16 protein-coding genes are annotated in these 22,335 nt (G+C 45.8%); 3 read left to right on the forward strand and 13 right to left on the reverse strand.

Features of this window, described 5'->3' with window-relative positions; translation table 11 throughout:
• The first annotated feature begins 3 nt into the window (after window positions 1-3).
• Window positions 4-1,641, forward strand: a complete 1,638-nt coding sequence (gene pfaD, locus OQJ75_RS16340; protein ID WP_265974063.1) for an eicosapentaenoate synthase subunit PfaD — start codon at window positions 4-6, stop codon at window positions 1,639-1,641.
• A 104-nt stretch (window positions 1,642-1,745) separates the two neighbouring features.
• Here the strand turns inward: pfaD and hflX are convergent, their stop codons facing one another.
• The 10 genes from hflX to prmB form a co-directional block, all read right to left on the reverse strand.
• On the reverse strand, window positions 1,746-3,113 hold the full coding sequence (hflX, locus tag OQJ75_RS16345) for a GTPase HflX (protein ID WP_017071725.1): 1,368 nt from the start codon (window positions 3,111-3,113) through the stop codon (window positions 1,746-1,748).
• Window positions 3,114-3,384: 271 nt separating this feature from the next.
• Window positions 3,385-4,497 (reverse strand): ABC transporter ATP-binding protein, encoded by a 1,113-nt coding sequence (locus OQJ75_RS16350; protein ID WP_265974064.1) that lies wholly within the window; start codon window positions 4,495-4,497, stop codon window positions 3,385-3,387.
• Between the two features lie 6 nt (window positions 4,498-4,503).
• Window positions 4,504-5,361 (reverse strand): carbohydrate ABC transporter permease, encoded by an 858-nt coding sequence (locus OQJ75_RS16355; protein WP_048661487.1) that lies wholly within the window; start codon window positions 5,359-5,361, stop codon window positions 4,504-4,506.
• Window positions 5,358-6,296 (reverse strand): carbohydrate ABC transporter permease, encoded by a 939-nt coding sequence (locus tag OQJ75_RS16360; RefSeq protein WP_017060634.1) that lies wholly within the window; start codon window positions 6,294-6,296, stop codon window positions 5,358-5,360. Before OQJ75_RS16360 ends, OQJ75_RS16355 begins: the two co-directional genes overlap by 4 nt.
• 144 nt (window positions 6,297-6,440) lie before the next feature.
• Window positions 6,441-7,688: an ABC transporter substrate-binding protein gene (locus OQJ75_RS16365; protein WP_048664276.1), complete on the reverse strand. Its 1,248-nt coding sequence runs from the start codon at window positions 7,686-7,688 to the stop codon at window positions 6,441-6,443.
• A 110-nt stretch (window positions 7,689-7,798) separates the two neighbouring features.
• Entirely contained in the window at window positions 7,799-9,244 is a 1,446-nt protein-coding gene (locus OQJ75_RS16370; RefSeq protein ID WP_265974065.1) for an ATP-binding protein, read from the reverse strand.
• 13 nt (window positions 9,245-9,257) lie between these two features.
• A complete protein-coding gene (locus OQJ75_RS16375) occupies window positions 9,258-9,986 on the reverse strand; it encodes a response regulator (RefSeq protein WP_265974066.1) in 729 nt (242 codons plus the stop codon).
• A gap of 151 nt (window positions 9,987-10,137) precedes the next feature.
• Entirely contained in the window at window positions 10,138-11,595 is a 1,458-nt protein-coding gene (locus OQJ75_RS16380) for a protein adenylyltransferase SelO (RefSeq protein ID WP_265974067.1), read from the reverse strand.
• Between the two features lie 480 nt (window positions 11,596-12,075).
• Window positions 12,076-12,717: a LysE family translocator gene (locus OQJ75_RS16385; protein WP_248374320.1), complete on the reverse strand. Its 642-nt coding sequence runs from the start codon at window positions 12,715-12,717 to the stop codon at window positions 12,076-12,078.
• Between the two features lie 225 nt (window positions 12,718-12,942).
• Window positions 12,943-13,875: a 50S ribosomal protein L3 N(5)-glutamine methyltransferase gene (prmB, locus tag OQJ75_RS16390; protein ID WP_146456864.1), complete on the reverse strand. Its 933-nt coding sequence runs from the start codon at window positions 13,873-13,875 to the stop codon at window positions 12,943-12,945.
• Window positions 13,876-13,937: 62 nt separating this feature from the next.
• On the opposite strand from prmB, the gene smrB reads away from it, so the two are divergent.
• Window positions 13,938-14,468, forward strand: a complete 531-nt coding sequence (gene smrB, locus OQJ75_RS16395; RefSeq protein ID WP_248374319.1) for an endonuclease SmrB — start codon at window positions 13,938-13,940, stop codon at window positions 14,466-14,468.
• Between the two features lie 110 nt (window positions 14,469-14,578).
• Here smrB and sixA read toward each other — a convergent pair whose 3' ends face one another.
• A complete protein-coding gene (gene sixA, locus OQJ75_RS16400; protein WP_017073606.1) occupies window positions 14,579-15,043 on the reverse strand; it encodes a phosphohistidine phosphatase SixA in 465 nt (154 codons plus the stop codon).
• Between the two features lie 304 nt (window positions 15,044-15,347).
• Between sixA and OQJ75_RS16405 the strand changes: the two genes are divergently transcribed.
• Window positions 15,348-18,125: an insulinase family protein gene (locus tag OQJ75_RS16405; protein ID WP_265974068.1), complete on the forward strand. Its 2,778-nt coding sequence runs from the start codon at window positions 15,348-15,350 to the stop codon at window positions 18,123-18,125.
• 298 nt (window positions 18,126-18,423) lie between these two features.
• Here the strand turns inward: OQJ75_RS16405 and fadJ are convergent, their stop codons facing one another.
• Both fadJ and fadI read right to left on the reverse strand, forming a co-directional pair.
• Window positions 18,424-20,655, reverse strand: a complete 2,232-nt coding sequence (fadJ, locus tag OQJ75_RS16410) for a fatty acid oxidation complex subunit alpha FadJ (protein WP_265974069.1) — start codon at window positions 20,653-20,655, stop codon at window positions 18,424-18,426.
• The gene (gene fadI / locus OQJ75_RS16415; protein WP_048607862.1) at window positions 20,655-21,962 is read right to left on the reverse strand and encodes an acetyl-CoA C-acyltransferase FadI; all 1,308 of its coding nucleotides are present in this window, start codon (window positions 21,960-21,962) and stop codon (window positions 20,655-20,657) included. Before fadI ends, fadJ begins: the two co-directional genes overlap by 1 nt.
• Window positions 21,963-22,335: the final 373 nt, after the last annotated feature.

Here is a 22,335-nt window from a genome sequence, read left to right on the forward strand (position 1 = left end):
AGTATGACAACTCAAACTACAATTAATAACGAAAAGCTATCTCCGTGGCCTTGGCAGATTGAAGAGAACACAACTCACTTTGATAGCGCGGCAATGTCGACAATCTTAAAAGACTTAAGCCTTGCTTGTTACGTAGTGAACCACCCAGAAAAAGGCTTAGGCGTAAGCCAACAAGCTGAGATTACATCGGGTGATTCAGCAAGTGCAGCGAACAGTCAACCTGTTAGCGCCTTTGCTCCGGCATTGGGCACACAAAGCCTAGGCGACGAAGAGTTTCGTCGCTGCCATGGCGTAAAATACGCGTACTATGCAGGCGCAATGGCTAACGGCATCTCATCTGAAGAGCTTGTAATTGCACTGGGTCAGGCTGGCATTCTTTGTTCATTTGGCGCGGCGGGCTTGATCCCGTCTCGCGTTGAACAAGCGATCAACCGCATTCAAGCAGCGCTACCAAACGGCCCTTACGCGTTTAACCTGATTCACAGCCCAAGTGAACCTGCACTAGAACGTGGCAGTGTAGAGCTGTTTTTGAAGCACAAAGTAAAAACAGTTGAGGCTTCAGCCTTCTTAGGTTTAACACCGCAAATCGTTCACTATCGTGCTGCTGGCCTTAGCCGTGATGCAAAAGGTGAAATCCAGATCGGCAACAAAGTCATCGCAAAAGTGAGCCGTACCGAAGTGGCAAGCAAATTCATGCAGCCTGCTCCTGTGAAAATGCTACAAGCTTTGGTTGATGAAGGTCGAATCACAGCAGAACAGATGGAGCTAGCACAGTTGGTTCCAATGGCGGATGACATTACTGCAGAAGCGGATTCTGGTGGCCACACCGATAACCGCCCTCTGGTTACCCTGTTACCAACGATTCTTGCGTTGAAAGAACAGATCCAAGCTCAGTACCAATTCAAAACACCGCTGCGCGTTGGTTGTGGTGGTGGCGTCGGCACACCTGACGCTGCTCTAGCGACGTTTAACATGGGCGCGGCATACATTGTTACTGGTTCTATCAACCAAGCCTGTGTTGAGGCTGGCGCGAGCGAACACACACGCAAGCTGCTTTCGACAACTGAAATGGCTGACGTAACTATGGCTCCGGCGGCAGACATGTTCGAAATGGGCGTGAAGCTGCAAGTGGTTAAGCGCGGTACCTTGTTCCCAATGCGAGCAAACAAGCTTTACGAAATCTACACGCGTTACGATTCAATTGAAGCGATTCCAGCTGAAGAACGTCAAAAGCTGGAGAAACAGGTATTCCGTTCAACATTGGATGACATCTGGGCAGGTACAGTCGCGCACTTTAACGAGCGTGACCCGAAACAGATCGAACGTGCTGAAGGCAATCCGAAGCGTAAAATGGCACTAATTTTCCGCTGGTACTTGGGCCTTTCTAGCCGCTGGTCAAACACTGGCGAACAAGGTCGTGAAATGGATTACCAAGTATGGGCAGGCCCCGCACTTGGCGCATTCAACGCATGGGCAAAAGACAGCTATCTAGATGATTACCAACAGCGTAATGCGGTCGATCTTGCTAAGCACCTGATGCACGGTGCGGCTTACTTAGCACGTGTTAACCTGCTGACTTCGCAAGGTATCAAACTTGACCCAGAACTAGCACGTTGGAAGCCAACTCAAAGAATGGCGTAAATGAGCTAGTTGACGAGTAACTAATTACTCAGCGACAGGAAACAAAAAAGCGACCTTATCGGGTCGCTTTTCTTTTGGTTGTTCTTTTCGAGCTAGCTAAAAGATTAAGACTTCTGCATACGCTTTTTCAAGCGTGCTAAATCAATTGCACTTGAACGTACAGTCAACTTGATGCACTCGTAGTCGTACTCTTCCTTCACCACACTCATGTTTGAGCGAATCTCACCAATGATGCCTTGTCCAGAATAAGGAATCGTGATCTCTTCTTCGATCATGCCTTGTTCAGCTACACCAACGATATACTTATGCAGTTTGGTGATATCGAGCGGGTCACGAGTCGAGGTCAGCATCGCATCTGGGAATTCTTCAATCAGCTCTAACTGCTCTTCTTCGCTCAATCTATCGCACTTGTTCAGTACCAATAGTTTTTCGCTGCCTTCAACGCCCACTTGCGCTAATACTTCATGTACCACATCAAGCTGTGCGCGGAATGAGACGTCTGAAGCATCAACCACATAAAGCAGTAACGAAGCATCGTGCGCTTCTGCGAGTGTTGAGTGGAATGAAGCAACCAGATCGTGTGGCAGTTTCTTGATGAAACCCACCGTATCTGACACTAGGATACGTGGCTGAGTGATAGGCTGAAGAGCACGAACCGTGGTGTCTAGAGTAGCGAAAAGCTTATCTTCACCGCTCACTTCGGTTGCTGTCATAGCGCGCATCATCGAAGATTTACCCGCGTTGGTGTAGCCAACCAGAGCAACAGTGAAAAGCTCCGAACGCTGTGTGCGTCGGTTCTTCATTTCGTCTTGAACGCTAACCAGCTCACGCTTAAGCGCAGCAATTTGATCACGAACTTTACGGCGGTCTAGCTCTAGCGAAGTTTCACCAGCACCCTGACCCATTTGGCGCTCTTTATCACCGTCGGCCGTTTCACGCAGTCGAGGCACTAGGTAGTTTAGACGAGCGATTTCAACTTGCAGACGTGCGGTACGAGTACGAGCATGACGGCTAAAGATCTCGATGATGATACCAGTACGGTCAAACACCTCGACACCCAAATGCGCTTCTACATTACGCAGCTGAGATGGGCTCAAATCACAGTCAAATACCACTACGTCAGCAGTACCAAACTCCACGTCTTCAGATGGAAGATCATCAAAATCTAACTCATCGATACCAGCGCGAAAATCAAAGGATTCATCGATAAAATCTTCGTCTTCAGCTTCTTCAATCGAACCTTGGTAACCGGTTAAGTGTGCAATTTCTGCAAGCTTACCTGCGCCCAACACATTTTGTCGTTGTGTTGAACTGTGGTGCTGTGATTGTGTACCGACCACTTTAAACCCTAGGGTTGTTACTAAGCGAGCAAGTTCGGCAAGAGACTCTTTTGCTTCATCACCTTTGAAGTCCGGTGTCGTAATAGAAATAAGTAAAGCGTTACTAGCTGAGGGTTTTGCTGTTAGTTTCATGTATTCTTCTGTTTATGCACTAATGTGCAACCTAGTATTTGGTCTAAAGTAGCGCGATCCTACGCTGTTCTCGGTCAGCTTTATAGAGCTAACGGAGGCTATTTAGCGATATTATTGCAGTTAATCCATTTATCTCGTTTATCCCTCTGTTTTCGTGAGGAAATAAAACAGGCTAAAACAACAAAAAAGACAGCATCACGTTACTTATTATAAGTGAGTGATACTGTCTTTGTTTAAGCTTAGCCTCTCATTGAGCTACTGTCTCAAAAAACTAGAAATCAATTCTCGCTTCAGTCTGAGCATCAAAGAATACCGCCTTTGATAAATCAAAATGCAGCGGCGCCATCTGCCCAACTGACACTTCAAATTCTGGCGACAAGCGACAAGCCACTTCTTGGTCGTTCACTTTCACCATCGCAATCGTATCTGGCCCTGTTGGTTCTAGCACTTCTAACTGCAAGTCTAGCTTGGTCGTTGCCGACACATCTTCACTTTCCTGCTCGGTAATATGTTCAGGGCGCAGGCCAATCACCACTTCTTTGCCATCTTGCTCACGCATGCTTTGTGGCAAGCGAATATGGTGCTCTTGTTCAGCCGTACCCGTTACTTTGATGATCGGATTCTGATCATCATCCAAATCCACCATAGTCTTAATGAAGTTCATTGACGGTGACCCCATAAAGCCCGCCACGAACATATTATTTGGCTTGGTGTAGATCTCTTGCGGTGTGCCAAGTTGCTGCAATTCACCATCTTTCATTACTGCGATACGATCAGCCAGAGTCATTGCCTCGATCTGATCATGAGTCACGTAAACAATGGTGGTGTTCAGCTTTTGGTGAAGGCGTTTAATCTGGTGACGCATCTCAACACGCAGCTTGGCATCCAAATTAGAAAGTGGCTCATCGAACAGATACAGCTTAGGACGACGCGCCAAAGCACGCCCCATCGCGACACGTTGACGCTGACCACCAGATAGCTGTGATGGTTTACGATCAAGCAGTTTTTCGATTTGAAGCATTTCAGCAACTCGATTCACTTCTGCATCGATTTCGTCTTGTGGCATCTTACGAATCTTCAAGCCGAAGGCGATATTGCCGCGTACCGTCATGTTTGGATATAACGCGTAAGACTGAAATACCATCGCGATGTCGCGGTCTTTGGGTTCAACCTGAGCCACGTCAACACCATCAATCACGATTTCACCCGAGCTAATATTTTCTAGCCCAGCAATGGTGTTCATTAGGGTGGATTTTCCACACCCCGAAGGGCCGACAAGTATCAAAAATTCCCCCGAATCGATACTGATGTCGATGCCCTTTAACGTTTCGTTGTCCGCGTTGCGATAGGTTTTACGGATCTGTTTTAAATCTAATGTTGCCATGGGTAATTATCCTTTTACTGATCCTGCCGTTAGGCCACGAACAAAATATTTTCCTGCGAAGACATACACCAACAGCGTTGGCAATGCGGCGATGATCGCGGCCGCCATATCGACGTTATATTCTTTAACGCCCGTGCTGGTGTTGACTAAGTTGTTTAATGCCACGGTGATTGGTTGAGTCTCTGAGCCTGAATACACCACCCCGAACAAGAAATCGTTCCAGATAGCAGTGAACTGCCAGATCACCGTCACCATGATGATAGGTGTTGAGATCGGTAATAAGATCTTAAAGAAAATGGTGAAGAAGCCCGCACCATCCAGTTTTGCTGCTTTGATCAATTCATCCGGAATCGAGATGTAGAAGTTACGGAAAAACAGAGTCGTAAACGCCATGCCGTAGATAACATGCACAATCACCAAACCGATGGTCGTGTTTGCTAAACCCATCTTGCCGAGCATGGTCGCCATTGGCAGAAGCACGACTTGGAATGGGATAAAGCAACCAAACAACAACAAACTAAAGAACAGGTTTGAGCCTCGGAACTGCCACTTAGTGACCACATAGCCGTTGAATGCACCGAGTAATGTTGAGATAGCGACCGCTGGAATCACCATTTGGAATGAGTTCCAAAAGTAGCCTTTGATGCCTTCACATTTAACGCCCGTACACGCGGTGTCCCACGCTTTATACCAAGCATCAAACACCCACTCTTTCGGCAAACTCATCAAGTTACCCGCCTTAATGTCTGGCAGAGTTTTGAATGAGGTCAGTACCATTACGAACAATGGCATTAAATAAACTAAGCAGAAGAAAAGCAGTGCTGAATAGATAAACATTCGAGCAAAGTTGATGTTATTCATCATGACTTTTTCTCCCTAAGTTCAGAGTAAAGATAAGGCACGAGAATCGCTAAGATACCGGCAAGCATCATCATCGCACTGGCAGCACCAAGGCCGATTTGTCCACGCGTAAACGAGTGTGCGTACATGAATAGCGCAGGAAGATCCGATGAATAACCTGGGCCACCCGCTGTCATCGCGGTCACAAGGTCGAAACTCTTAATCGCAATGTGTGAGGTGATGATCACCGCACTGAAAACCACAGGACGCAAGCAAGGCAGAATGATTTTGAGATAAATAGTGGGTAAGCTTGCCCCATCAATTTGAGCGGCTTTGATGATTGAAGAATCAATGCCACGAAGACCTGCTAGGAACATCGCCATCACAAAGCCTGAAGACTGCCAAAGCGCCGCAATCACTAAGGTGTAGACCGACATTTCAGAGTCGACCAACCAATCAAATTTAAAGTCGGTAAAGCCCCAATCTTGCATTAGTTTTTCAATACCAAGCCCCGGATTGAGAATCCATTTCCAAGCGGTACCCGTCACGATGAATGACAAGGCCATTGGGTATAAATAGATGGTACGAATCGCGCCTTCTTGGCGGATGTTCTGGTCAAGCAATACCGCCAAGCCCACACCTAACAAGATAGCAATCGCCATGAACAGAAAACCAAACACACCAAGGTTGGTGATTGAGGTTATCCAGCGATCGTTGTCCATCAGCTTTTCATATTGAGCTAAACCGACAAAGTTGAAGCTCGGTAAAAATCGAGAATTCGTGAACGACAGCGCCGCCGTCCAGAATATATAGCCGTAGATACACACCACGGTCACTAACGCAGTCGGCGCCAGTACAATCTTGGGTAACCAATGTTGCAACCTGTCAGCAAAGCTAGGCTTGGGCGCAGGCTGGCTCCTTGTGGGTTTTGGAGTCGACTCAGTCAAAACATGCTCCATAACTTATCCTTGTTGCACAATTGAGCCGATGGCTTACCTCTCGGCACCACATCAGCATCACGCATATTAGAATTGGGAATGAAGAGCAGGTAGACTCCCTAGGAGCCTACCCACCCTGGGGGTTTGGTGTTAAACCAAGTGAGATTAGATAGCCGCTTTCACTGCTTTCGCTAACTTAGCTGCCGCTTCTTTTGGATCGGCATCTTTCTCATTGAAGAAGTTGGTCACTACGTCATAGATAGCGCCTTGAGCGTAACTTGTCGTCGCTAGGCCGTGAGCCATACTCGGAACAAGATCGCCAGATTCAGCACTCGCTTTGAAGGTTGCCATTGAATCCAACGCACATTGGTCGAACTTAGACATGTCCATATCGAGACGTACTGGTATTGAGCCTTTGTTCAGGTTGAAGACTTCTTGGAAATCTTTGGTAAGAATGGTTTTCGCGAGATCTTGCTGCGCTTTTTGGTTCTCTTTGTCACTCAACTCAAAGAACGCAAAGCTATCGATGTTGAAGGTAAATTGGCCGTCAGTGCCCGGAGCTGGTGCACAGATGTAGTCTTTACCCGGCACTTTGCCTGCTGCAGTAAACTCACCTTTCGCCCAGTCACCCATGATTTGCATCGCGGCTTCGCCATTGATAACCATTGAAGTTGCGACGTTCCAATCACGACCTGGAGAGTTGCTGTCGATGTAGTCACGCATCTTTTTAAACTTGGTGAACACTTCCACCATTTTGTCGCCAGATAAAACGTCCATATCAAGATCAACGAACGCTTTGTTGTAGTCTTCACTGCCTAGTACATCAAGTGCTACCGCTTCGAAGACTGTCGCGTCTTGCCAAGGTTGGCCACCGTGAGCCAGAGGAATAAAGCCAGCCGCTTTGATCTTGTCTGCCGCAACAAAGAACTCGTCTAATGTGGTTGGAACTGTTACGCCTGATTTTTCTAAAACAACAGGGTTAGCCCAAAGCCAGTTAACACGGTGAACGTTAACAGGAACCGCTACATATTCGCCGTCCCACTTCATCACTTTAGTGACAACTTCTGGCAGTAGTTCATCCCACTGTTCTTGTTTTGCTGTTGCATCGAGAGACGTTAGAAAACCTAAACCACCCCACTCTTGAATATCATGACCTTTGATCTGCGCTGCAGACGGTGGGTTGCCTGATACTGCTCGCGTTTTCAAAACGGTCATCGCACTTTCACCGCCGCCACCAGCCACTGCAAAGTCTTTCCATGTATGGCCTTGTTCTTCAATCATCTCTTTCAGTACCGCAGCGGATTTTGCTTCGCCACCGGCAGTCCACCAATGGAGCACTTCCACTTCACCAGCTTGAGAAAATGTTGAGGCAGCAAGAAGAGATAGAGTAAGTAGGGTTTTATTGATTTTCATTATTATCTTCCATGTTTAGCGGACTCGACGTCCGGTTCAATAAAGAGTCTACTTATTTTGATTTTTAGGATTGAAACAAAAGGTAAGCCCAATGTAACACAATTGTTACATTACACTTCTAAGCCTCTAGGGATATAGACTTTGGCCTCTAAGCCGCCTTTAGGAGAGTTGCGAATAATGAGATCTCCGCCGTGTCCGTGCAGGATATTTCGGCAGATCCCGAGCCCTAAACCGTGCCCTTGGTCGTCGGTAGCAAGCCTAAAGTATGGTTCAAACACCAGTTCAAGTTTATCTTCAGGAATACCTTTGCCGTGATCTTGAATCGTCACGATAACCCACACCGAATCACTGTTAATATCGACCTCAGCTGATGTTCCATATTTCACCGCGTTGTCGATAAGATTGGTGAGCACACGTTTAATGGCTAGTGGTTTGGCGACTAACGGGTCAACCACAATGGGCTCAAACTCAACCAAGGTTTGATGTTGGTTGTGCAATTCAATCACGGAGAGCATCATCTCATTGAGGTCGATAATGGCGTTATTTTCGTGAAGGTCGGTATCTCTTACCGCTTGTAAAGCGCCCTTAACCATCATCTCAAGCTCATCCAAATCCTTATTGAACTTGTCTTTCTTTACTTCGCTTTCCAATAGCTCGGCTCGTAGTCTAAGCCGAGTGATCGGTGTCTTTAAATCATGAGAGATAGCAGAAAATAGGTGTTCTCTGTCGGCAACGTAGCGACGAATCCGCTGCTGCATTCGATTAAAAGCCCGAGTTGCGGTGACCAGTTCAGTTGCTCCCTCTTCGTTAAGTGGCGGCTGCTGAATATCCATGCTCATCTCGTTCGCTGCCCTTGCGAGTTTTTTAAGCGGGCGCACTTGGCGGCGAATCATTAAGTAGGTCAACACCAATAGAATCAGCGTTGATGAGAGCAAGAAGATCACCTGTTCACGACCGAGAATAGTGTCATCCAGTTTTACGTAAGGTGCAGGCAACAGTGCTGCAATGTAGACCCATTCATGGCTAGCTAGCTCAATTTGCACAACCAGAATCGGAGGATTAAGAGGTTCTAAGGTTAATGTGTGATGTGCCCATGATCGAGGGAGATCGCTCAAGTAGATGTCATTTTTAAGTAATCGAAGATGCTCTGGGCGAGAGAAATCGACACGTACCGATTCCACTTTATTGAGCTTGCTACTCAAGACACTTTCTATGGCTTCTATCGAGGCTGTTTTTAAGCGAGTATCGGGGATCGGTTCAACAATCAAAGCCTCTTTATTGAAGGAGACGAAGAAACGCGTCCCGCCCATATTTCGAATTTGGTCTAACACGATATGGCGATATTTGACGGGCAAAGACTGGAAGAAAGTCACCGTTGAAGCAAACATGTTCGCCATGCTCGATGAGGCCGAACGAATCCCTTCCAATTCCTTATGTTTAGATTCGCTATACCAAATAGAGGTTGCGATACCTTGAGCAATGACCACCGCTAACAAGGTTAATAACAAGGTTCGAGCAACCAAGGAATTTGGCTTTAAACTTCTCAACCACTTCATACGGACTTCTTACTCAGTGCTCATAATGCACAGGCACAGCCAGAATGTAGCCGTTGCCGCGCATGGTTTTGATGTAGTGAGGATACTTGCCACTGTCGCCCAATCGGCTTCTCAAGCGACTTAGCTGCACATCAATGCCACGTTCAAAAGGCAGCGCTTCACGGCCTCTGGTTGCGAATGAGATGGTATCTCGGTCTAACACTTCATTAGGGCGAGTAAGGAACAACATTAACAATGAGAAATCACTGCCCGACAAGTCCATCTCTTCTGAGTTTTCATTGTGGGAAATTCGATGTGCGAGCGTATCGAGCGTCCAATCACCAAAGATGATCTGCTTTGGCAACGCATCATTGGGTTTGTCATCCACGACTTGAACGCGACGTAATAAAGCTTTGATACGCGCCATTAACTGGCGAGGGCTAAACGGCTTAGCGATATAGTCATCCGCACCAATTTCTAAGCCGATGATCTGGTCGGTTTCATCCGATACCGCAGTCAGCATAATGATAGGCACATTCGATTGTTTGCGGACGCGTTGGCACAAGGTAAATCCGTCGTCACCGGGTAGCATCACATCAAGAAGAATCAGGTCAGGGTAACCTTGGCTTTGCAGGTAAGTTTCGAGTTCAACACCATCTCCAACAGAGGAGACATCAAAACCCGATTTTGTGAGGTACTCTTCCAGCAGTTCGCGGATTTCTTGATCATCATCCACCACGAGAATTCGAGTATTTGTTGGCATCGCCCAAACCTATTAAATTTACAACTTATTCACATAGTGTATAGGCAGGTCGAGTGTTTGATTATTGATATGTTTGTAAAATTAGAAGAACAAACAGACAGAGATCACAACTAAGTGACCTCCATCCACTCGTTTGAATAGGCGAATCGATTTACGACGAGCAGCTTATCTCCATCGCTTTACCCCACTCGGGTGGTAACGCAGCAAGGTGTTCGTAGTCAGGGTGTTCCGCATAAGGATCGGCCAACACCACCATTAATGCGTCAATATCACTGCTATCACCACGCTCAGCTTTATCTATCGCCAGCTGAGCAAGGTAATTTCTGAGGATGTATTTAGGGTTTACCTGCCTCATCTTTTCACAGCGCTCGGCTACTGACCTCTCTTCGAGTTCACAGCGTTGCAAATAGTTATCCAGCCATAGCTTTGCGGCCTCGCGATCGAGAACTAAATCAATGACTTCCTGCGCAGGCAAAGTGTCTAGGTTAGACAGCGTTCTAAAGAACCTTGGGTAATCGACTTTGTTTTGCGACATCAATTCGAACATAGACTCAAACAAGCGGCTATCACCTTCATGTTTAGAAAGCAGCCCTAACTTACGACGCATTAACTGGCTGAAATAGCCGTTCATTTGTGGCTCGTATTGTTCTAACGCTGCCTCTAAATCAGCTTTCTCCACCAGCGGCGACAGAGAGTGAGCCAGAGCTGACAGGTTCCACAATCCAATTCTAGGTTGTTGATTGAAAGCGTAACGACCTTGGTAGTCCGAATGATTACAGATCAATCTTGGATCATATTCATCTAGGAAAGCAAACGGACCGTAATCGAAGGTTTGGCCGATAATCGACATGTTATCCGTGTTCATCACCCCATGTGCAAAACCATTCGCTTGCCACAACGCGACCATTTCCGCAGTACGATCGACAATCTCATTGAACATAGCAGCGTAAGGTTTATCAACATCCAAACACTCAGGGAAGTGCCATTCAATGACTTTATCGGCCAGCAACTTATGCTCAGCCAACTGATTGGTATAAAACAGATGTTCAAAGTGACCGAAACGGATGTGTGACTCAGCAGCACGCACCAACAATGCGCCCCACTCTTGCTTCTCTCGATAAACAGGTGTGTCGCTGGTCATCATGGCCAACGCACGTGTGGTTGGGATATTAAGCCCGGCCATCGCCTCGCTACATAAGTACTCACGAACGGTTGATCGAATAACAGCGCGCCCGTCACCCATACGAGAATAAGGCGTTTTACCTGCACCTTTAAGGTGTAAGTCGAACGTTTCACCACTTTTAGCGACAACTTGAGCTAATAACAGCCCTCTGCCATCACCTAAATCAGGGTTATAAGAGCCAAACTGGTGGCCTGCGTATTTCATTGCTACTGGTGAGAATTGCTCAGGTTCAACATTGCCGGATAACGTCTCAAGCAATTCCTCAGAGGCATCCTCAAATAACGGAAATCCGAGTTGATTCGCAAGGTTATGGTTCCATGCGAGCCATTGGACATTGCTGAGCGGTGTAGGTTGAATTGGGGTATAGAACAGTCGAGGTAATGCGGTAAATCGATTGTTAAATGAAATAGAATCCCAGACAGACATGAGAGATACACTGTAGATAAAAGATAACTTAAGATTATCACAGTTTCGTAACAACTTCAGATTGGGTTACGTGTCTAGTTTGTTGAGAGAAGAGAACTTGATTACTTTGCGAAGAGAAAAAACTAAGTGGCTAGCCTGATGAGAAAAGCCACATTTATAAGAGAAAGAGTTCTGACTTTGAAGACTTTTTAACAAGTGATTTCATAATAAAAACTGAAAATATAGAGCCATGAAGCTGACTACATTAGAGCAAGAATACCCACTAGAGAAAGGGTAGAGAAAATCCAAGTACGACTGATTACGCCAAAATTACTGTGTTGAATCATTTCTTGATGCTGCATATGTCTCTCCTTGAGAACGTGATGGTGTAACTACAATATATCGGCTTTTCGCTAAAAGCAGCAAGCACATTAATATTAACCTTTTATGACAGCATCAAGAATATTCTGTAATCATTCACCTCTCTGATAAAACAGAAAATTATGCTCGACTGGTCGTCGAAAGCAGTGCACCAGCCCCAATAAAGACGCCTCCAGTGACACGATTGAAAACCTTGGCTCGACCTTTGGCAAACAACCAATTTGACGACTTCGCACCCAAGTAGGCATACACCAGTAACCAAGACAATTCCATCACTGCGAAGGTCAAAGCAAACACGGTAAATTGTGGAAGCAGAGCGATCGATGGGTCAATGAATTGAGGGAAAAGTGCGGTAAAAAACAAAATCGCCTTCGGATTACTCGCACCAACAATAAAGCCACTAACATAATGCTTTGCAGCGCTCTCTTTAACAGATTGAGACCCGCCTTGTTGAGCAGATAATTGGTCATAATCTTGTTGGCTAGAGCGCAGAGATTTCCAACCGAGGAAGATAAGGTAAGCAGCACCTGTCCATTTTATGACATTAAATACCACTTCAGACGAAGCGATAATCACACCCAAACCGGTAAACGATAACGTCAGAATTCCGGTAATCGCGGTCAAGCTACCCAAGGCAGTAAATATTGATAACTTAAAACCAGATTGCACACCCTTGGTCATGCACAATAAAGAGCTTGGGCCTGGTGATGCCGTTAAGATCAACACCGCTAATAAATAATAAATCCATGTATCAAAGCTCATCGCGAATTCTCCTTAACTCACTAAAACGACTAAATATTAAGCACCAATATGTAATAGCTATTCATATTAAGCAACTAAATATTGATCACGTTCACTCTATGTTGGTTACTTATCCCTTAAATTTCGGCAATAAAAAACGCCATGCATTGCTGCATGGCGTTTAAATTTAAACGTTTCAAATAGAACGTCTTACCAAGTACTAAGCTAAAAACTAGCCGTCATTACCTAGTCTTTGTAGATAGAAAACTCATCAGCGCAAGCAACAAGCTGCTCGCGAGTGATCATGAATACGCCATGACCACCGTTTGAGAATTCAATCCAAGTGAATGGAATCTCAGGGTACTGATCCATCATATGAACCATTGAGTTACCCACTTCACAGATCAGAATACCATCATCAGTTAGGTAATCTGGTGCGTTCGATAGGATACGGCGAACCAATTTCAGACCATCTGTACCTGCTGCTAGGCCAAGCTCAGGCTCGTGAGTAAACTCTTCTGGCAGGCTGTTCATATCTTCTTCATCCACGTAAGGCGGGTTAGATACGATCAGATTGTATTTTTCTTTTGGCAAATCACGGAAAAGGTCTGAACGGATTGGGAACACTTGCTGCTCCATACCGTGATCTTGAACGTTCTGCTCTGCAACTTGCAATGCGTCTGTAGAGATATCAATCGCGTCTACTTCAGCGTCAGGGAATGCGTGAGCACAAGCAATAGCAATACAACCACTACCCGTACACATATCCATGATGCGAGTTGGCTCTTCAGTTAACCAAGGTTGGAATTGAGCTTCGATCAGCTCACCAATTGGAGAGCGAGGCACAAGAACACGTTCATCAACGAAGAACTCAAGACCACAGAACCAAGCTTTGTTGGTTAAGTAAGCCGTTGGTGTACGATCATTAATACGCTTGATTACGCGCTCAACAATACGTAGACGTTCGCTGCTCGTTAGACGAGAGTTCATCACATGCGAAGGAACATCAATCGGCAGATAAAGAGTAGGTAAGATAAGTTGTACTGCCTCATCCCACGCGTTATCAGTGCCGTGACCATAAAATAGGCCCGCTGCGTTAAAGCGGCTAACAGTCCAACGAATCACATCTTGAAGCGTGTGTAGTTCTGATACCGCTTCTTCTACAAAAATCTTATCCAAAATTGTCTCCGAAAAGCGCTACAATACTGCTAATTACGTTTCTAATTAGAATTCATAACCTGATGAGCAAAAAAGACACCGACTTCGATGACGATTTCGCCCTGTTCAACGATGCAGTAAAGGGCGTTAAAAAGTTGCAACAGGATACCATAGTCCAGCAGCCAAAAAGAAATACCAAGCAAAAAGAAATTACTCGAACGGCAAGACAAGCCAGTGATAGCGAGTTTTATTTCTCGGATGAGTTCATTCCGCACCTTAGTGAGGAAGGACCAACACGTTATGCGCGTGATGATGTCTCTAAATATGAAGTCAAGCGACTGCGTCGCGGTGTTTACGTGCCTGACGTGTACCTTGATATGCACGGTATGACACAACAAGAAGCAAAGCGCGAATTAGGAGCTATGATTGCTCACTGCATTAAAGAGAGCGTAGCTTGTGCTTGCGTGCAACATGGTATCGGTAAGCACATTCTTAAACAAAAAGTGCCTCTATGGTTAGCACAACACCCAGATGTAATGGCTTTTCACCAAGCACCTTTAGAATTTGGTGGTAATGGTGCGCTGTTAGTCTTGCTTTCGATTCCTGAGAAATAATTCTGGTTTACGAATTCTCTCACACAAAAAACAACAAAGGGCATCCCAATCATATTGAGATGCCCTTTCTATTTGTCTTCGACTTTGTCATTCGACCGAGTTTAACGAGCTTATGGATTAATGTTCCAAAGTAACTCGCCCTTTTGTGTCTCAAGGTCAAATTCAATACAGGCTAAACCTGACGTTGGGAACATAGGCGGTGCCATGCCCGTTGCAAATTCCGCAGTTAAGTAGCCCACTAGAGGTAAATGAGAAACAAATAAAATGGTCTCTAGTTTTTCTACTTCAGCCATTGCTAAGGTCAAATCAAACACATCGTCGGACATTCCGTAAGGCGTAATATCATCACAGGTTTCTACTTTCTTTCCAGAAAACGCCTGAGAGATCTCTAACCACGTTTCTTGTGCCCTTAAATATGGGCTCACTAGCACTTTATCGAACTGGCTGAACCCCTGCTCATTTGCAGCTTGTGCCACTGCAAGAGAAGCCATTTTCCCGCGCTTGGTCAACGCTCGTTCTGCATCCGAGTTCGCAAAATGTTCTGCTTCACCGTGGCGCATAATGAATATTTTCATGTTCAATCCTGTCTACGTAACATTTCGAAAGTCGATATATCCCATATCAGCGATACGCTACTTAGCGTTTGGCTCTCAAACTAGAGAAACCGCAGTCTATATAAATAATTATATCAAGTCACTTGCTAAAGAGTTCGACTTTCTTAACAATCTTGTTAAAAGAAAATAAATCACTGATAAAAATCGATAAAAGTGATTTAGAAGTCGCCAAAAAGCACTTCATATCCCAAAATATGATCGCGAGGTTTGCACCTTAAATCATCGCGTACATAATTTAAAAACCACCTTCTCTGGAGATGCTCCTGTGCACTTAAGCCCCAATGATGAACATCAATACCGCTACATAACCTTAAAAAACGGGTTACGTGTACTGTTAGTTCAGGACCAAAATGCTCAAAAAGCAGCAGCCGCATTAGCCGTTAATGTAGGGCATTTTGATGACCCTACAGACCGAGAGGGTTTAGCTCACTACTTAGAGCATATGCTATTTTTGGGAACTGAAAAGTATCCAAAGGTCGGAGAGTTTCAAAGTTTTATCAGTCAACATGGTGGTAGTAACAATGCTTGGACCGGAACTGAACACACCTGCTTCTTTTTTGACGTTGAATTAAATGCCTTTGAAACCGCACTCGATCGCTTCAGCCAATTTTTTACCGCCCCCTTGTTCAACGAAGAAGCGTTAGACAAAGAACGCCAAGCCGTTGATTCCGAATACAAGATGAAACTCAACGACGATTCGCGACGCTTGTACCAAGTTACCAAAGAACTGGTCAATCACAATCACCCATTCTCGAAGTTTTCTGTCGGTAATATCGATACGTTGGGCGACAGAAACGGCGAGACGATTCGGCAAGAGATCTTAGCTTTCCACCAACAGCAATACTCAGCCGACTTGATGACGCTGACACTATCTGGCAATCAATCATTAGATGAGATGCAAAGTTGGGTGGAAGATCGCTTTAGTTCTATTACTAATCACGACCTCCAAGGCAAGAAGGTAGAAGTCCCGATTATTGGCGAGTTAAGCACAGGTGTACAAGTCCGTGTTGAGCCGGTTAAGGAAGTACGCAAACTGATCTTAACCTTCCCAATGCCAAGCATGGACGAACACTACGGCGTTAAGCCTTTGTCGTTCTTTGCCCACCTTTTAGGTTACGAAGGTGAAGGCAGTTTGATGATGCAACTCAAAGAGAAAGGCTGGATAACATCCCTCTCTGCCGGTGGTGGCGCGAGTGGCAGCAACTATCGTGATTTCACAGTCAGTTGCTCGTTGACCATTGAAGGTTTAACCAAAACCGATAACATCATCCAAGCGATATTTCAGTACATCAAGTTAGTCGAGCAACAAGGCATCGAGGAGTGGCGCTACCTAGAAAAACGCGCCGTTCTTGAGTCTGCTTTCCGCTTTCAAGAGCCAGCAAGACCGCTTGATGTGGTCAGCCACCTCGTTATCAACATGCAGCACTATCAAGAACAAGATGTGGTGTATGGCGATTACAAAATGTCGCATTTCGATGACGAGTTACAACGTTCATTGCTGCCTTACTTAACCGTCGACAACATGCGAGCGACCATAGTTGCTCAGGGGTTCGAGTATGACAGGGAAGCGAAGTGGTATTTTACGCCCTACTCGGTCACACCTTTTAGCGCAGAACAAGTTCAATGCTTTACGTGCATTAACCCCGGTTGGCAGTTTGAATTGCCAAGCAAAAACCCGTTTATTTGCTACGACTTAGACCCAACTGAGCTAGAAGGTGATGCTAAATACCCACAACTACTGGAAGAGCTCGATGGCTTTAAGCTGTGGCACTTGCAAGATCATCAATTTCGAGTGCCGAAAGGGGTAGTGTATGTTGCTATCGACAGTCCTCACTCGGTCGCTAGCCCGAGAAACATCGTAAAAACTCGCCTATGTGTAGAGATGTTCTTGGATTCACTTGAAAAAGATACCTATCAGGCTGAAATTGCAGGTATGGGTTACAACATGTATACCCATCAAGGCGGCGTGACTCTGACTCTTTCGGGGTTCAGCGAGAAGCAGCCACAGTTGCTCAATATGATCCTTGAGCATTTCCAAGCTCGTAATTTTAGTCCAACACGCTTCGAGACGATCAAGCATCAATTGCTCAGAAATTGGAACAACGCGTCGCAAGATCGCCCTATCTCGCAGCTGTTTAATGCGATGACCGGGATACTTCAGCCAAATAACCCGCCCTATTCTGTGTTGATTGAGGCACTAGAAACGATAGAGGTCGATGAGCTCTCTTCTTTTGTTCAAGCTATTTTGGCGGAACTTCATGTTGAGATGTTTGTATATGGCGACTGGAAAAAATCCGATGCACACAAGATGGCTGAAACGCTGAAAGATGCACTGCGTGTTCAAGATCAGGCTTACGAAGAGTCACTGCGTCCGCTCATCATGCTGGGTGAAAACGGCAGCTTCCAACGTGAAGTGGTGTGTAACCAAGATGATTCGGCAATCGTGGTTTATTACCAATGCCCAGATATTTCGCCTAAAAATATTGCGCTGTACTCACTGGCAAACCATTTGATGTCGGCCACTTTTTTCCATGAAATACGCACAAAACAACAACTGGGCTACATGGTTGGCACAGGTAATATGCCGCTCAACCGACACCCAGGTATTGTGTTGTATGTGCAGTCTCCTAATGCTGCTCCAGCCGACTTATTAGCGTCGATAGATGAGTTCCTTAATGCGTTTTACATGGTGTTGTTGGAGCTTAACGACTATCAATGGCACAGCAGTAAACGCGGCCTCTGGAATCAGATTTCAACACCAGATACGACTTTGCGAGGACGAGCTCAGCGCTTATGGGTTGCGATTGGCAATAAGGATATTGAGTTCAACCAGAGAGAGCGCGTATTGGAAGACCTTAAGGGGTTAACTCGCTCAGACATGATGCGCTTTGTGGTAAGTCAGCTAAAACCTCGCACGGCGAATCGTCTGATTATGCATGCTCATGGTAATGCTCATCAGGAAGAAGATAAGCTGTCGGCAGGAGTGGAAATAGGCTCTATTGATGAGTTTCAGTTGCGTCCTAAAGACTGTGAGCTTGGTTAGTAGTTCTAAATAAAAAAACAGAAGGTTGATGTGGAAGCATCAACCTTTTTTATTGGGTGCAGCACAAAAGCAGATCTCCTATTACGCTCCTTCGTCGCTTTAGGAGATGACGGTAGTTTCAATTGAGAAGTGTTTGACCACCTTTCTTATCAATAAATAACTTACTTTTTATTTCTCGACCATCATTCCCGAGAAGGAGGAACGACTTAATCGGGAGTCTCTTGTTTTTCACACTATCAAAAACAAAAAGCCCACATCAATTGCTTGATATGGGCTTCATAATCAATAGTTTAGAGAATTACTTGTAGAAAGACTCATCCAACCCAGCACGTGTCAGTAGGCCATCACATGGCGCAAAACGATCACCGTACTTCTTAGCAAAGTCGTTCATCATCTCAACCAGTGACTTGATACCAATTTGATCCATGTAACGGAACGGACCACCTAGGAATGGCGGGAAACCGATACCGAAAATCGCACCAATATCGCCATCACGAGGGCTGCGGATAATGCCATCATCTAGACAACGAACCGCTTCATTCAGCATAGGTAACACACAGCGCATCGCAATATCGTTATCACTCAACTTAGGATCTGGTTGCAGCTTAAGCAGCTTGTAAACTGACTTATCCACTTCCTTCTTCTTCCCTTTGTAGGTGTAGAAACCTTTACCGCTCTTACGGCCTTTACGGTTGTCATTCAACAGAATGTCGAACACATCTGGGCCTTGGAAACGGTCGCCAAGCTCATTCACTAAAATCGGAATGATCTTCGCACCGATATCAACACCCACCTCATCTAGCAAGGTAATTGGGCCAACAGGGAAACCGAAGTCCAATAACGTGCTATCGAGCTTTTCAATCGGCTCGTTCGCTAGTAGCAAGTGCGCTGCTTCATTCATGTACGGAGCAAGAATACGGTTCACATAGAAACCGGCCGTATCTTTAACAACAATCGGCGTTTTACCTTGCTTCTTCGCTAATGCAACTACTGTCGAAATCGTCTCTTCTGAGGTTGTTTCATGAGGGATAACCTCAACCAGCGGCATTTTCTCAGCTGGGCTGAAGTAGTGAAGACCGACCACATTTTCTGGGCGCTTCGCCTTCTCTGCAATCTTATGGATTGGCAGTGAAGAAGTATTGGTCGCGAAGATAGTCTCTGGCTTGGCATTGGCTTCGATATCCGCAACCATTGACTGCTTAAGGTCTAGGTCTTCAAACACCGCTTCAATCACCACATCGGTGTGATTAAAACTCGTGAAGTCGATACCACCAGAAAGCTGAAGCATCTTACTTTCGAGGCCCGCTCTGCTCAGAATGCGACGCTTACGCTGCTTATCGAACAACTTGAAGTTGTAGTTAAGCGCGTTCAACACACCTTCATTGGATACGTCTTTAATACGCACAGGCACTTTCGCTTTAGCAACGCTGACATGGCTTATACCTGCGCCCATAAGACCGCCGCCAAGCACACCAACACGCTTAACCGCTTTCGGCTCTGCGTCTGCACCGTGTTCTTTTTTCATTTCCGTCGTTGCAAAGAAAATCGAACGAAGGGCTTTAGATTCAGAAGTCATTACTAGCTCAGAGAAACGCTTGGCTTCATACTGAAGGCCTTTTTCAAAGCCGTTCTCTAGGCCATAACGAATCACATCTAGAATCGCATCTGCTGCTGGGTAATTGCCGCGTGTTTTCTGATTCGTCTTCTTAGACGCTTGTTCAAAAATCACTTTACGACCAAGGCCATTACGTGAAATCAGTTTCTCTTTGGTTGAAGCTTGGTTTTTAGACGCCAGACGCTTACCTTTTTTACTACCCGTATTCTTTTCAACAAAGCTTTTTGCTACTTCAAGCAGGATAGTTTCAGGTACACAAGCATCCACAACACCGAGCGATTTCGCTTTCTTAGCGCGCAGTTGCTTGCCCGTTAGAATTAGGTTGAGCGATGGCAGCAAACCGATAAGGCGAGGCAGACGTTGCGTACCGCCAGAGCCTGGTAACAGACCTAACTGTACTTCTGGTAGCCCAAGACGTGTCTTATCTGAATCGGTACATACGCGGTAATCACACGCCAGTGCGAGCTCTAAGCCGCCACCAAGACATGGGCCGTGAATCGCTGCGACCACTGGGTATGGCAGTTCAGACAGAGTTTGGAACATCTCCTGCCCTTGGCGAGCGAGAGACTGTGCTTCGTCAGCCGTTTTACACGCATCAAGCATTCTTACATCAGCACCAGCGATAAAGTTATCTGGCTTAAGTGAATGAACGATTAAGCCCTTAACTCGGCTCTGCTTTTCTTTTAGCTGCTCGAAGATGGCTTTCATTTCTTCCGCAAAAGCCGCTTGCAGTGTGTTCATTTTCTCGTTTGGCACATCGATCGCTAACCAAGCAATATCTTGCTCGTCGATATTAAGAGTAAATGCAGTCGCTTTCTTTTTGGTTGATTCACTACTTGTCGATTCAATGGCAGTCGCTGAATCTGGTTGAGTGACTACTTCTTTTTCTGTTTTTGCATCAAGAGTCGTAGACATTATTCTACCTCCAAGATCATTGCTGCACCTAAACCACCAGCCGCACAAGCTGTGTTCAGTGCCAAGCCGCCACCGCGACGTTTCAGTTCACGTAATGTTTGAGTCATCATGCGCGCGCCAGTCGCAGCAAACGGGTGTCCGTAAGCAATTGAGCTACCCAGAACGTTGAACTTCTCCATATCAATCTCACCGATCGCTTTGTCGCGGCCAAGATTTTTCTGAGCAAACTCGTCACTTGCAAACATTTTCACATTCGCCAGAACTTGTGCAGCGAATGCTTCGTGCATCTCGATCAGCGTCAAATCTGAAAGCTCTAGGCCTGTGTTCTTTAATACTTGCGAGGTCGCGTAAGTCGGGCCCATCAACATATCTGTTTCAACACCAATCGCTGAGAACGCATAGCCACGGATATAACCAAGCACTTCTAAGCCTAGCTCTTTCGCTTTACCTTCGCGCATCAACATAACCGCAGCGCCACCGTCAGTCAGTGGTGTAGCATTGGCTGCCGTTACACTGCCGTACTTTCTATCAAATGCAGGGCGCAGCTTAGCGTAGCCTTCAACGGTTGAGTCGTGGCGAATGTTGTTGTCTTCCGCTAAATACTTTTTGTAAGGCGCTGGGAACGCCGTCATCACTTCGTCTTTAATCTTGCCTTCTTTCCATGCTTGAGAAGCCAAAGAGTGAGAACGGTGAGCTAGTGCATCTTGAGCTTCGCGAGTAATACCATGTGTCTTCGCCATCTGCTCAGCCGTTTGTCCCATGGATAAACCGGTCGAGTATTCTGCTACAGCAGGCGGTACTGGCATGAGATCTTTAACGGAAAGCGTTTTAAGAATTTTCAGCTTTTGACCCATAGTTTTCGTTTTACTCAGCGCTAATAGATTTGCCGCTAACTTTTTCGAAACACCGATAGGCAATACAGAAGAAGAATCCGCGCCGCCCGCAATACCAACATCAATCGTGCCAGCCATAATACTTTCGGTCACGTTGACTGCTGCTTGGAAGCTGGTCGCACATGCTCGTGTAACACTGTAGGCATCGGTATTGATGTCCATGCCTGTGCCCAATACGATTTCACGCGCAATGTTAGGCGCTTCTGGCATTTGTACGACTTGGCCGAACACGACTTGTTCGATAAGCGCAGGATCAACATCCGTTCTTGCAAGCATTTCGCTCACAACCATTTTGCCTAGGTCAACCGCAGGCACTTGGCTAAATTCTGTGCTCTGACGAGCGAATGGGGTTCGTAATCCAGCGACAACGGCAACACGTTCTCCAGAACGCGTTTTGACTTCCTGTTTGCCCATGGTTTCTCCTTAAAGTTAAGAGGTCTGACCTGAAGCATTGTAAAGAAGTTGTTAATTAAATCAAACGAGCGTTTAAATAAACGTGATACGAGTATCTCACTGTTTGAAAATATAACTGCACATTCAGGCGAACCTTTTTGGGGGAAAGGTTGTCGTAAGAGACTAAACTATTGTAAGCCAAGACTGTTATCGCAATGTAGAGAATGGTTTTCTTGAGGCAAAAAAAAACCACACAAAGCTGTGTGGTCGGAATGTATATAAAGCAATTAACTTAGCGCCAATTGAAATAATCAGTTTCCTGATTAGGAGAAAGTAAAGTCAGCCTTCAAAAGGAAGTGTCGTCTTGCTCAACATGCTAGCCACGAATGACTAA

The sequence above is a fragment of the Vibrio sp. 14G-20 genome (assembly GCF_026241515.1).
GTDB lineage: Bacteria > Pseudomonadota > Gammaproteobacteria > Enterobacterales > Vibrionaceae > Vibrio.